We start from the raw sequence: 13,402 nt of genomic DNA on the forward strand, positions 1-13,402 counted from the left end.
CGTTACAAGCCGCGGATGCGACCGGCTTCCTGGGGCACTTCCTGGGGCAGAGCCGGAACCTGCGTCGGCGCGGCCGACGGCGGGCTTCCGGCCTGCGCCGCGGGCGGGCTCGCCGGCGACGGGTCCGTGGCCGGCTTCGGCGGCCCGGCGACGTCGCGGCCCCGGCTCGGCCACGCGCTGGGTGTCACCGGCCCTCCTGGCACGGCCCGGTGGGCATGGCGGCGTGCCCGCGCGAGCTCGGCCAGCATCGCCGGGGTGTGCCGGACGACCCGGAACGTCCCCCCCGGCTCCTCCGACCAGCGAACCGGGATCTCGGCGATCCGGTAGCCGAGCGATCGCGCGAGGCTGAGCACCTCGACGTCGAAGCCGAATCCGTTTACCTGCGACAGGCCGAAGAGGACCTTTGCCTCGGCGTGGCGGAACGCCTTGAAGCCGCACTGGGTGTCGGCAAGGTCGAGGGAGACCAGCGAGCGGGTGAGCTGGTTGAACGCCCAGCTGCCCAGGCGGCGCGAGGCGGCGCGGTCCGCGCCCCGGCCGAGCCGGCGCGAGCCGAGCACGACCTCGGCATGCTCCAGCTCCGCCAGCAGCAGCGGCAGGTCGGAGACGTCGGAGGCCAGGTCGGCGTCCATGAACACGATCGCCTCGCCGATGGCGGCGGCCACGCCGACCCGGACCGCGGCGCCCTTCCCGTTGTTCCACGGGAGTCTGATCACCCGGCTGTTCGGTACGTCGCGCAGCAGTTCGCCGGCTATCCGGGCGGTGTCGTCGGTGCTGCCGTCGTCGACGACGATCAGCTCGGCGCCGGGAAACCGGCGTAGGACGTCCGAGAGGACGGGGAGCGACCAGGGGAGCCGGCGGGCCTCGTTGAACGCCGGGATGACCACGCTCACGGGCACCCAGTCCAAAGTCCCACCCCACGCTGCGCCGACTTCGCGACAGGCGCCTGCCGGCCGTTGCGCGAATAGCATCTTCGGGCTGATGTGTCGAAAAGCATCGTCCAGGGACGAGTCCGACATCGTGGAACTTTACTCACCCATCCGCCGCCAACTCGGCAGACAAGTTACCGATGGCGCGCCGTTGCCCGGACGTTGATACCTACATTGACGTTACGGAGCAGTACACCCAACACGAACCACTGCTAGACAAAAAGCAACAGAACGTGCACATCCCCATGACACGACGGCTGATCGCGCCGCCCGCGCGCGCCGCCGGACGCACACCCGCGCGCCGCCCACCATCGCGGCCGGCCACCAACGGCGCCCCGTCGCCCCCACGGTGGGTGACGATTGGGCGACACGTGGCCTTTCGATGAGCTGGTTCCATGAGCGAACCAGCCGCCTCATCGGCGGGCGCGCCGGACAATGGACTCTCCTGTCGCCGGCCGCCCGTTGCCGGCCGCGCGGCCGGCACCCCGGTGCCGGCCCCGGGCCCCCCCCCGGCGGGGCCGGCGGGCGCGGACGGCCTGGGGACGGAGGAAACATGGCTGGCCTTGGGCGGGACCGAGATCGGGACGGCTGGCGCGATGGGTCACGCGAGGCTGGGCACGAGGGCTCGCGCGAAGGAGGTCACGAGGGCGGCCACGGCGGGAAGCCGCCGCCCGAGGCTCGTCCGGTACGGGCTCGGGCGTCACGGCGCTGGCCAGCGCCGCCACCCTCCCCCAGTGGCGACGAGCCCACGGGGCCGCCGCGGGAGAGTCGGACGTGGCCGGCAGGCGGGCGGGGACGACGGACCGGCGACGACGCCGACGGCGCACTGCGCGGACTCGTCGGCGCCGGACGCAGCAAGCTCAGCCTCAGCGCGGCCATGCGGGCCCGTGACGTCGCCCGCCCGGACGCGGACGACGTCACCCAGGCCGAGAGGGTCATCGCCGAACGGCTCCAGGCGCGGGCCGGCGCCGACCGGTCCGGGCCCGACCGGGACCGGACAGCGGCCGACCGGGCGAGTCCCGCCCGGCCCAGCGGGCGGCCGTCGCCGAGCTGGGCTGCCCGGCGCGGTCAGACCGCGGGCGGGACGGGGGCGCCGGAAGGGACGGGCGGGAGCTCGCCGGTGCGCTCGTAGGCGGTCAGCATCCGCAGGCGGCGGGTGTGCCGCGCCTCGTCGGAGAACGGAGTCGACAGGAACACCTCGGCGAAGGCGACCGCCTCGGCGACCTCGTGCATCCGCGCGCCCAGGCTGAGCACGTTCGCGTCGTTGTGCTGGCGGCCGAGCCGCGCGGTCTCCTCGGACCAGGCGAGTGCCGCGCGCGCCCCGGCGACCTTGTTGGCGGCGATGGCCTCGCCGTTGCCGGATCCGCCGATGACGATCCCGAGGCTGCCCGACTCGGCGGCGACGGCCGCGGCGGCGGCCATGACGAACGGGGGGTAGTCGTCGTCGGGGTCGTACTCGCCTGGGCCGTGGTCTACCGGGGTGTGGCCGAGCTCTGCCAGCCGCTCGATGAGGGCGGTCTTCAGGTGGTAGCCGGCATGGTCAGAACCGAGATGGACGCGCACGATGAGCCATCATGCCCTCTCGCGCGGCACGGCGTGGCGGTGGCGCGGTGGACGTCGCCGCCGCGCCCCCACCATCCCGTGAGACTCGCGCCGGTCAGGACTCGCGGGCGGCGAGCTTCTCCGGCCGCTCGACCGGCTCGGACGTGGTCGCCGGGTTCGGCCTCACCAACCCGCCGAAGGTCGGGTCCGCGCTCACCGTCGGCACGTCAAAGGTCAGATTGTCGAACGTCGGGCCGACATCGCGGGTCCGCTTGAGCTCGTAGAAGCCCGGCGTCTGGGCCACGAGCAGGAAACCGTCCCACAGCCGGCCAGCCGCCTCACCGGTCGGCGTCGGGGTCATGACCGGGCCGAACAGCGCCACATCGCCCACGGCGACCACCGGGGTGCCGACGTCCATGCCGACGCGGCCGATGCCCTCGGCGTGGCTCGCGCGCACCTGCTCGTCGTACTCCGTGGACTCGGCCGCGTCGGCGAGCGACACCGGCAGGCCGACCTCGGCCAGCGCGGCCTCGAAGACGTCGCGGCCCCACTCCACCTTGTCGACGTGGCGGCGCCGCGAGAGCGCGGTGTAGAGCGGCCCGAGCACCTCGTCGCCGTGCGCGGCGGCCGCGGCCACGGCGATCCGGACCGGGCCCCACATCAGCGGGATCATCGACTTGTAGGGCTCGGGAATGTCGTCACGCCCGCCGTTGAGTACCGCCAGGCTCATGACGTGCCAGCGGATCTCGACGGGCCGCACCTTCTGGACCTCGAGCATCCACCGGGACGTCAGGAACGCCCACGGGCAGCTCGGGTCGAACCAGAAATCGGCCACTACCGCCGGCCCGCTCCCGGCCACCGATGACACAGTCTCGACGCCTGTCCCTGCAGTCACGTGCTGTCTCCTGTCCGGACGGTCCACCCGGCGGGGCTGTCGCCCGCCACGTTCCCCATCCGGCGTCAACCATCCGCCGCGGGCGGTGCCTTCCCGCTTGCGGCGAGATATCTCGCCACCCGGTTGATCACCGCCACGGTCGGCACGGCGACGACCGCTCCGGGGATCCCGGCGAGCACGGCGCCGGCCGACAGCGCGATCACGATCGCGAGCGGGTGCAGCCGCACCGCGCGGCGCATCACCAGTGGCTGCAGCAGGTGGCCCTCGACCTGCTGGACGAACAGCACCACGCCGGCCACGATGATCGCCGGCACCACTCCCTTGGCCACCAGCGTGACCAGAATGGCCGCGACGCCAGCCACCGTCGCGCCGATGATCGGAATGAATCCACCGAAGAACGTCAGAAGTGCCAGCGGAGCGACCAGGGGCGTGCCCACCGCGACCAGGCCGATGGAGATGCCGAGGGAGTCGACGACCGCGACGAACACGGTGCCGCGGATGTAGCCGGTGAGGGTGTTCCACGCCTCCCTGCCCGCGCCGCGGACCCGCTCCTCGGCGGTCGCCGGGAACCGGGACACGATCCAGTCCCAGATCCCGGCGCCGTCATAGACGAAGAAGAAGGTGGCGAACAGCGTGACCAGGATGGTGGTGAGCACCTCGAACAGCACCGAGGCTGTTGTGATCACACCGGACAGCACCTTGCCCCGGTTCTCGCTGAGCGAATGCTGGATGCTGTTGACCAGGTCGTCGATCTGCTTCTGCGACAGGTTCAGCGGGCCGTTGATCAGGTAGTCGCGGACCTGGTCGATACCCGCACTGACCTGGTCGATGACCTTCGGCAACTCATTGGCCGCGTTGAAACCGACGGCGACCGCCGCGCCACCGATCAGGACGAAGAAGGTCAGCAGCGCGATGAACGCCGAGGCCAGCCGCGGCACGCCGATCCGCTGCAGCCGGTGCGCGATCGGGACGATCAGCGCGCTGATCAGCAGGCCGGCGACGACAGGGATGACGACGGTGCGGATCCGCCCGAGCACGACCACCACGACGTAGACCGCGGCGGCGACGACAAGCAGCCGCCACGACCAGCCGGCGCTGACTCGTAACGCCAGCGGCACCGCCCGTTCGGCCCGATCCCGTGTCGAGAGCCGGGCGGCCTCCTCGGCCGCCGCGGCCCGCCGCGCGTCGGCCTCAGCCCGGCGCGCCTGGACCCGCCCCTGCAGGTTCGCTCGGAGGCGCCCGCCCGGAGGGGGTGCTCCCGCGCCCGGCCCGTCATCACCCGGTCCGTCATCCGGACCAGCGCGGTCGGCGTCATCGGCATCGGCATCGGCATCAGGGTCATCGGCATCAGGGTCGGCATCGACGACGTCCGCGTCGTCGGAGCCGCCAACTTCGTCGGGGCTCCCAGTGCCGTCGCCGTCCCCGGCGCCATTGCCGCTCCCGGTGTCGCCGCTGTCGGCGGTGTCAGCGACATCGGCGGTGTTGTCGACCTCGGCGGTGTTGTCGACCTCGTCCGTGCCGTGGGCGTCCGCGTCCGGCGTGTCGTCGCCGCCTGGCGGCGGCGGCGGGTCGGACTGCTCGCCGCGCGCGGCCCGTTCCACCTGGCGCTCTCCTCCGGTCGAGCGTTGTGCCGGATAACCGGCGATTCAGGGCCGGACCGCGGAACCGGCCGGCCGGACGCGCGGCCCCGAGACCACGCCGGAATCGTCCCACATCGTTGATGGACCGCTGACAGCCCGACCCGGCACGCGCCACCGTGGGCGGCGCGATGAGCGCGGGCACGGCCCGGCCGCCCACGCAGCGTGGAAGACTGGCGGGAATGGTTCTTCCGCCGCGCCTTCGGAGGCCTACCGAGGCACGTGGCCAAAGGAGGCGCGAAAATGCTCTTCTTCGCGCCTCCGGAGGCCTACCGGAGTCACGTGGCCAAAGGAGGCGCGAAAATGCTCTTCTTCGCGCCTCCGGAGGCTACCGGGAGTCGTGTGGCCAAAGGAGGTGCGAAAATGTTCTTCTTCGCGCCTTCGGAGGCTACCGGGAGTCAAGAGAGGATCCGAGTGCCGAACAACCTCACCCGTGACGAGGCGAGCGCGCGCGCCCGCCTGCTGAACGTCTCCTCCTACGACGTCGAGCTCGACCTGACGACCGGTCACGAGACCTTCGCGTCGACGACCACCGTCACGTTCACCGCGACCGAGCCCGGAGCGACGACCTTCATCGAGCTGGCGGCGCCGGCGGTGCGGGAGATCGCGCTCAACGGCGTCGCACTGGACCCCGCCGAGGTGTTCGACGGCGACCGGATCACGCTGGCGAACCTCGCCGAGTCGAACCGGCTCGTCGTCGCCGCCGACTGCGCCTACTCGCGCACGGGTGAGGGCCTGCACAGGTTCGTCGACCCGGTCGACGAGGCGGTATACCTCTACACCCAGTTCGAGACGTATGACGCGCACCGGATGTACGCCTGCTTCGACCAGCCCGACCTGAAGGCTTCCTTCACGCTGAGCGTCACCGCCCCGGCCGACTGGAAGATCATCTCGAACGGCCCGGTCGCGGCTGTCACCGAGGCGGCGATCGGCGTGCGCGTGATCCGATTCCTGCAGACCCCGGTGATGTCCACCTACATCACCGCGCTGGTCGCCGGCCCGTACCACGAGGTCCGCGACCACCACGATGGCATCGACCTCGGGCTGTACTGCCGGCGCTCGCTCGCGGAGTTCCTCGACCCGGCGGAGCTGTTCGAGATCACCAGGCAGGGCTTCGACTTCTACCACCGGGTGTTCGACTACCGGTACCCGTTCGGCAAGTACGACCAGCTGTTCGTGCCGGAGTTCAACGCCGGCGCGATGGAGAACGCCGGCTGCGTGACGTTCCTGGAGGACTATGTCTTCCGCGCCAAGGTGACCGAGGCCCGCCGGGAGCGGCGCGCCGAGACCATCCTGCACGAGATGGCGCACATGTGGTTCGGCGACCTGGTCACCATGCGCTGGTGGGACGACCTGTGGCTGAACGAGTCGTTCGCGACCTACATGTCGGTGCTCGCGCAGGTCGACTCGACCCGGTTCACCAACGGCTGGACGACGTTCGCGAACGCGGAGAAGGCGTGGGCCTACCGCCAGGACCAGCTGTCGTCCACCCACCCGATCGTCGCGGACGCCGTCGACATGGACGCGGTGCGCACGAACTTCGACGGCATCACCTACGCCAAGGGCGCCTCCGTCCTCAAGCAGCTCGTCGCCTGGGTCGGTCAGGAGGAGTTCCTCGCCGGCCTGCGCAGCTACTTCCGCGCCTACGAGTTCGGCAACACCGAGCTGCGCGACCTGCTCGACGAGCTGGAGAAGTCCAGCGGCCGCAAGCTCACCGCCTGGTCGCGCGACTGGCTGGAAACCACCGGTGTCAACACGTTGCGCCCGCGGTTCGAGACCGACTCGTCGGGTCTTTTCACCGCGTTCGACGTCGTCCAGGAGCCGGCGTCCTCGCCGCCGACCGCGTCCCAGACGCTGCGGCCGCACCGCGTCGCGATCGGCCTCTACGACCGGGACGAGAAGGGTGACCTGGTCCGGCGCGAGCGGGTCGAGCTGGACGTCGTCGGCGAGCTCACCGAGGTGGCGAAGCTGGTCGGCGCGCGGCGCCCCGAACTGCTGCTGGTCAACGACGACGACCTGACGTTCGCCAAGATCCGCCTCGACGACGACTCCCTGCGGACGCTGGTCAGCGACATCGGCAAAGTGCGGGCGTCGCTGCCGCGCACGCTGTGCTGGGCGGCGGCGTGGGACATGACCCGCGACGCGGAGCTCGCCGCCCGCGACTACGTCCAGCTGGTGCTGTCCGGTGCCGACGCCGAGGACGACATCGGCGTCGTGCAGACGCTGCTCGCGCGGGCCGCGCTCACGCTCGACAGCTATGGCGACCCGGCGAACCGGTCGGCGGCGCTGCGGGCACTGTGCGCGCGGGCCGAGGAGCTGATGCGGGCCGCGCCCGGCGGCAGCGACCTGCAGCTGGTGTTCACGACGACGTTCGCCCAGGCCGAGGACCCCGGGCAGGTCGAGAAGATCCGGGCGATCTTCGAGGGCCGCGACGTGATCGAGGGCCTCGCGCTGGACACCGAGCTGCGCTGGACGCTGCTGACCCAGCTGGTCGCCCGCGGCGTCTACGGCGACGCCGAGATCGACGCGGAGCTGGCCCGCGATGCCACGGCGGCGGGTGAGAAGCGGGCGGCCACGGCGCGCAGCGCCCGGCCGACCCCCGACGCGAAGGCGGCGGCCTGGGCGGCGGTCATGGAGTCCGACAAGCTGTCCAACCACCTCCTGGTGGCTACGCTGGGCGGTTTCTGGATCTCCAGCCAGCGGGAGCTGACGAAGCCCTACGTGGACCGCTACTTCGCCGAGATCGCCGAGATCTGGAAGACACGCAGCTTCGACACCGCGCAGACGATCACCCAGATGCTCTTCCCCGACGGCGTCATCGAGCAGGCGACGATCGACAAGGTGGACGCCTACCTCGCGAACGAGGACCCGGCGCCCCCGCTGCGCCGCGCCCTCGCCGAGGGCCGCGACGGGCTCGTCCGGGCCTTGGCCGCCCGCGCGAGGGACGTTGAGGCGGCGTCCGCCGCCGGCTAAGGGCCGCTGGCGGGGAGGCGGCGCCGAGGCCGGGCCTCCCGGATCGCCGGCTTCCCGGCGGGCTCGCGGCGCTGGGCCAGCCGTGGCGGATCCCGCCACGGCTGGCCCGGCGGCGGCGCGCCGCGGGCCGCGCGACCACGCGGTAGGGCCCGAGCCGCCGCCTAGGCCAGGGCCGCCCGGCGCGGCCGCAGGCCCACGAAGGCGGTCACCGAGGCCGCGAGGCTGGTGGCCGCGACGAACCACCAGCCCTCGTGGAACGCGTGCACGAATCGCTGAGGCGCCGGAGAACCGACGATCGCGACGAGGATGGCCACACCGAGGACGCTCGCGACCTGGCGGGCCATGCTCACCACCGCGCTGCCGGTGGCGAGCCGGTCAGGGGGCAGCACGGCGGTCGCCCCGGCGGTCAGCGTCGGCATCACAAGCCCCACGCCGATGCCGGTGAGCAGCATGCCGGGCAGCACGTCCGCGGCGTAGTCCGCGTGCTGCCCGACCCGCAGCGCCCACCACGCCGCCCCGACGGCGTAGATCAGGGCGCCGGTGCCCGCGGTCCGCCAGAGGCCGAACCGGGCGATCAGCGGGCCCGCCAGCAGCAGCGCCACCGGCGGCACCATCGCCGGCCCCGGAGTGACCGCGAGACCGATCCTCAAGGCCGACCAGTTCCAGGCGCCGGCCATGTAGGTGACCAGCGAGAGCAGCATCGCGGCGAAGGCGATGCAGAACAGGAACAGCGCGACCGCCGCGGGCGAGAACCCCGGCGTGCGCAGCAGGGAGAACTCGACCACGGGCGAGGGGTGGCGCATCGACCTCGCGACGAACCCGGCCAGCAGCACGGAGGCGCCCACCAGGCTCCCGACGACCTCGGCCGACCCCCAGCCCCAGTCGGAGGACTTCACCAGGCCAAGCGCGAGCAGGCCGATGCCGGCCGTCAACGCGAGCACGCCGGCGGCATCCGGCAGCGGCCCGGGGTTCTCCTCCCGCCGCCGCGGCAGCACTCGGGCACCGAGCACGAGGGTCGCGACGCCGACCGGCAGGTTCACCAGGAACACCCACCGCCAGTCCAGCTCGACGAGCAGGCCGCCCACGACCGGGCCCAGCGCGGCGGCGAGACCGCCGACCGCCGCCCAGCCGCGCACCGCGGCCGCGCGGCCCTCGGCCGGAGTCACCGCGAGCAGCAGCGCGAGGCTCGTCGGCAGCAGCACCGCCGCGCCGGCCGCCTGCACGACCCGGCCGACGACCAGCGACCCGACACCAGGGCTCGCGGCGCACAGCGCGCTCGCCGCGGTGAACAGCACGGTGCCGAGCAGGAACCCGCCCCGGTGCCCGTGGCGGTCGGCCAGCCGCCCGGCGGGCACGAGCAGCGCCGCGAAGACGATCGCGTAGCCGTTGAGCACCCAGGACAGCGTCGACAGCCCGCCGCCCAGGTCCCGCTGGATGTCCGGGAAGGCGATGTTGACGATGAACAGGTCCAGGTTGGCCATGAACACCGCCGCGCACACCACCCACAACACAGCCCGCGCCCGCCAGCCCGCCCCGGCGCCGGCCGCGCCGGGCTGACCCGTCGGCGCAGCAGCCGGCCCGGTCCAGGGCGCGCCGCCGGTGGCGACCTCCCTCGGCGCGGCGGTCGTGGAACGTCCCGTGGGGACCGCCGAGCCTCCCGCCTCGTCCGTCGAGGGCGCCGTTCGCAACGCGTCATCCACCGTCACAGACCTCCGTTGCCGCCGCCCGCGCCTCGGGCAATCTGTGAGTTCATATATCGAACTCAGTAGGGCGGCAAGGGTTCTGGGCGCTGGATCGCGACTGGCGATCGAGCCATGGCCGAGCCCAAAGACGGATGCGTCTCTGTCTCGGCTAGGCCGCGGCGCCGACGAAGGCGGCCCGGCCGTCTTGGCCCGGCGGGCACGGCCTCGTGGACAGTGGCGGGTCGACGTGGCGACAGCTCGCGTCGGCCTGGCCGGAGACTGCTCCACGCGCGTAGCCCGGGCAGGTACCTGCCCGGGCTACGCCGCGCCGACCGGAACCGACTCGGGTGGCGGTCCGGCCACGTCCGCGAGCTGGCGAAGCCCGGAGACGAGGCCACCGACCAGATCGCCGACAGCGAAGCTGGATGTCATCGACAACGTGGCGAGCGAGGCGGCCGCGTCGGGGATCCGGCGGCGGGCAGCCGGGGTGGTGGCGATCCGGACGAACCGCTGCCCTGGCGAGACGAGAACGAGAACGGCGGCGGCGGACTGACCGCCGACGATCTCGCCGAGGAGCCGCTCGGCGGCGGTCTTCGGGTCACCCGAGACCGCGCCGACCCGGACGTGAAAACCGATACCGGTCTGCCGCTCGGCGAGCAGCCGGGCGCTGTTCAGCCGGTCGATCTGGTCCTGGCGGAACGCCTCACCAGCTGCCACTGGCTCCGCCGGAGCCCGGCGCCGCCGTTCCCGCGGTCTCCTGCGCCGTCGGCTCGGCGCCCTCGGCGGCCCCCTCACCGCCGAGCCAGACCTCCTGGTGCTCCCAGGGCTGCCCGGGGCGGTAACGATCCGAGCTCTTGCCGCCGGACAGCGCGGTGAGGATCAGGGCGACCAGGAAGCCGGCGACGATAGTGCCGCCGTAGATCAGCCAGGACTCCAGCGGAGAGAGCGGATCCGGGCTGTAGTGCGTGCCGATCCTCCCCCCGTCCGCGAAAGCCGCCGCGGAGAAGAGCGGCAAGGTCAGGGTGGTCAACGCGGCCAGCGTCAGCGCACGACGCGCCCCGCGGCGGACAGGACGGCGAGTCACGGTTCCGAAGACTACCGGCAACCAGTCCCCCGCGAGAGCCGCATGGTCCGCCGGTGGCCGAAGCCCACGCGACAGTTGGCGAAGCCTCGCGCGGGCGGAGGCATCCAGCAGATTCCGTCCACCGGACGTAGACCCTTGAGCGTGCCCCTGCCGGCGGACCTGGGCCGGCGGGAGAGGACACCGGCGATCAGGTGGTAGCCGGCGGGCGGGCCGTGGACACCTCGGACAGGATGTCGACAAGACGGGCGACCCGGGTGTCGGTCATCAGGTCCTCGATGGTGACGGCGACACCGCGGTCGTCACGGACCGGAAGGCGCCAGTTCGGGTAGCTGTCGACCGTGCCGGGCAGGTTGGGCTGGTGGCGGTCACCAACGGCGTCACCGGGCGCGGCGAGAATGATGCGTGCCGGTGTGGCGACCAGGAGGCGGTGCATCCCGAGCGCGGCGTCCCGGACCAGAGCCGGGTCCAGCTCGTCGCCGTCCGCGGTCCCCGCCGGTGCCGTGCCCTGGGCGGCGGTGGCCCCGTCCTCGGTGAGCAGGCCGTGGAAGCGCAGGTGGGCCAGCAGGCGGTCGCGGGCGACGCGCCAGTCGGCCGTCTCGTCCGCCACCGGGCGGCCGAGCAGGCCGCGGTCGGCGCGGGCGCGGACATGCTCGCCCAGCAGGAAGCCGGCGGCGGTCGGCAGGTCGTGCGTGGTGACGCTGGCCATCGTGCGCTCCCGCCAGGCGCTCGGCGGGAGCGGGACGCCGTCGGCGTCGTTCTCGAACCACAGCACCGACGAGCCGAGCACGCCGGCGCCGGCCAGCGTGGTCGCGACCGTCGACTCGACAGTGCCCAGGTCCTCGCCGACGATCACCGCGCCGGCTCGCGCCGCCTCCAGCGCGATCACACCGAGCATCGCCTCGGCGTCGTAGCGGACGAACGTGCCGTTCGCGGCGCCCGCGCCGACCGGGATCCACCACAGCCGGAAGAGCCCCAGGATGTGGTCGACGCGCAGCCCGCCGCCGCGGGCGAGGACCGCGGCGACCATACTGCGCAGCGGCGCGTAGCCGGACGCGGCGAGCCGGTCGGGCCGCCACGGCGGCAGCCCCCAGTCCTGGCCCTGCTGGTTGAAGGTGTCGGGCGGAGCGCCGATGCTCGCGCCCGCCGCGTAGGCGTCCCGGCCGGCCCAGGTGTCGGCGCCGGCGGGGTCCACGCCGACGGCCAGGTCGTGGACGACGCCGACCCGCATCCCGGCCGCGAGCGCGGCGGCCTGGGCCGCGGCCACCTGCTCCTCGCAGCGGTCCTGCAGCCAGCGGTGGAAGGCGACCCGGTCCGCGAGCTCGCGCCGGGCCTCGGCGACGGCGGCGGGGTCCCGGTCGCGCAGGCCGGCTGGCCATCGCCGCCAGTCGGGGCCGTGCCGCTCGGCGAGTGCGCACCACGTCGCGAACCCCGACAGCTCGTCGTCGCCCTCGGCGCCGGCGCCGGCCGCCGGCGCCGGGACGGCGAACAGCAGCTCCAGCGCCGCCTGCTTGGCCTCCCACGCGGCGTCCCGGTCGATCAGCTGGCCGAACTCGTCGTCGCCGGCCACCGCCGGACCAGCCGCGACGACGCCGGTCGCCCGCGCCCGCCCCGCCGGGAGGGACTCGGTGCCGCCGCCCTGCTGGGACTTGCGCGCCGCGGCGGCATAGCCGTCGACGGCGGCGCGGGTCGCCTCGTCGGCCGCGGCGTACTCGGGGATGTGTTCCGGGCGCAGGTAGAGCGGCGAAAGGAAGCGCCGGCTCGTCGGGTAGTAGGGCGACGGCTGGACGGGCAGCGTGGGCGCGGCCGCGTGCAGCGGGTTGACGAGCAGGACGTCCGCGCGACCGCCGGCCGCCGAGCCCGACCAGGCGGCGAGCTGGGCGAGGTCGGCGTAGTCGCCGATCCCCCACGAGCCGGCCGAGCGCAGCGCGTAGAGCTGCGCCATCCAGCCCCACATCCTGTCGCCCCGCCGGTGGTCGTGGTCCCGCGAGGCCGACGCCTGCCCGGCGGCGCCCAAGGCTGCGCTGGGAAGGTCCCCAGGGATACCGGGGACGCCCGCGTCGGGTCGGCGTGGTCGCGTGCCAGGGCGGCTGTCGGTGGGCTCGGGCACCCGGTCCGGCACGGCGACGACCTGGGTCACGCTCTCGCGCCCGCCCGCACGCACCCGCAGGGTGTGGTCGCCCAGCGGCAGCCCCGGGGGCAGCGGCGCCAGCACCGCGGCCAGCTCCTCGCCGTCGATCTCCCGGCGCTCCCCCACCGCTCCGAGCGCCACCGCGACCCGTCCGCCACCGTCGCCCAGCTCGAGCTCGCAGTCCACACCGGCGTCGGCTTCCGGCCCGCCCCGCACGGAGGCCACGAGCCGCGCCGGCAGACGCAGGACGACGGGACGCGGCGCGGATGCCTTCACGACCACGCTGGCCGGCGACAGCCGCCGCCACGGGGCGGTCCGAGCCTGGTCAAGCGCCGCGGCCGCGTCGGCGGTGTCGACGCCCATCAGCTCCAGCACGCGCCGCACCGCCGTGGCCGAGACGGCGACCGGCCGGTCGTGGGCGTCCTGGTAGCCGGTCGCGACGCCGTAGGCCGCGGCGAGCGCGGCGAGCGCGGGGTCGGCGAGATCCATGACGAGCAGCCTAGGGCGGTCCCGTGGCCGGACGCTCCAGGCCCGC

Annotated in this window: 9 protein-coding genes; 1 reads left to right on the forward strand and 8 read right to left on the reverse strand. The window is 73.5% G+C overall.

Annotated elements, in window-relative coordinates:
- Nucleotides 1–2 precede the first annotated feature (2 nt).
- The 4 genes from QOZ89_RS12935 to QOZ89_RS12950 form a co-directional block, all read right to left on the reverse strand.
- A complete protein-coding gene (locus tag QOZ89_RS12935; RefSeq protein ID WP_241842100.1) occupies nucleotides 3–890 on the reverse strand; it encodes a glycosyltransferase in 888 nt (295 codons plus the stop codon).
- A gap of 1,104 nt (nucleotides 891–1,994) precedes the next feature.
- On the reverse strand, nucleotides 1,995–2,489 hold the full coding sequence (locus QOZ89_RS12940) for a ribose-5-phosphate isomerase (protein ID WP_071051742.1): 495 nt from the start codon (nucleotides 2,487–2,489) through the stop codon (nucleotides 1,995–1,997).
- A 94-nt stretch (nucleotides 2,490–2,583) separates the two neighbouring features.
- Nucleotides 2,584–3,363, reverse strand: coding sequence for a mycothiol-dependent nitroreductase Rv2466c family protein (locus QOZ89_RS12945; RefSeq protein ID WP_083419410.1), 780 nt, complete (start codon nucleotides 3,361–3,363; stop codon nucleotides 2,584–2,586).
- Nucleotides 3,364–3,428: 65 nt separating this feature from the next.
- Nucleotides 3,429–4,964, reverse strand: a complete 1,536-nt coding sequence (locus QOZ89_RS12950) for an AI-2E family transporter (protein WP_312623884.1) — start codon at nucleotides 4,962–4,964, stop codon at nucleotides 3,429–3,431.
- 450 nt (nucleotides 4,965–5,414) lie between these two features.
- Here QOZ89_RS12950 and pepN point away from each other — a divergent pair, with 450 nt between their 5' ends.
- Nucleotides 5,415–7,973: an aminopeptidase N gene (gene pepN, locus QOZ89_RS12955; protein ID WP_071051741.1), complete on the forward strand. Its 2,559-nt coding sequence runs from the start codon at nucleotides 5,415–5,417 to the stop codon at nucleotides 7,971–7,973.
- Nucleotides 7,974–8,134: 161 nt separating this feature from the next.
- Here pepN and QOZ89_RS12960 read toward each other — a convergent pair whose 3' ends face one another.
- The 4 genes from QOZ89_RS12960 to QOZ89_RS12975 form a co-directional block, all read right to left on the reverse strand.
- Nucleotides 8,135–9,679, reverse strand: a complete 1,545-nt coding sequence (locus QOZ89_RS12960) for an MFS transporter (protein WP_241842099.1) — start codon at nucleotides 9,677–9,679, stop codon at nucleotides 8,135–8,137.
- 294 nt (nucleotides 9,680–9,973) lie between these two features.
- Nucleotides 9,974–10,372 (reverse strand): DUF5130 family protein, encoded by a 399-nt coding sequence (locus QOZ89_RS12965; protein WP_312623885.1) that lies wholly within the window; start codon nucleotides 10,370–10,372, stop codon nucleotides 9,974–9,976.
- Nucleotides 10,359–10,685, reverse strand: a complete 327-nt coding sequence (locus tag QOZ89_RS12970) for a hypothetical protein (RefSeq protein WP_241842098.1) — start codon at nucleotides 10,683–10,685, stop codon at nucleotides 10,359–10,361. Before QOZ89_RS12970 ends, QOZ89_RS12965 begins: the two co-directional genes overlap by 14 nt.
- A gap of 241 nt (nucleotides 10,686–10,926) precedes the next feature.
- Nucleotides 10,927–13,356, reverse strand: a complete 2,430-nt coding sequence (locus QOZ89_RS12975; protein ID WP_071051739.1) for a 4-alpha-glucanotransferase — start codon at nucleotides 13,354–13,356, stop codon at nucleotides 10,927–10,929.
- Between the last annotated feature and the right edge of the window lie 46 nt (nucleotides 13,357–13,402).

Origin of the sequence: Pseudofrankia coriaricola (assembly GCF_032027725.1) — a bacterium.
Taxonomy (GTDB): domain Bacteria; phylum Actinomycetota; class Actinomycetes; order Frankiales; family Frankiaceae; genus Pseudofrankia.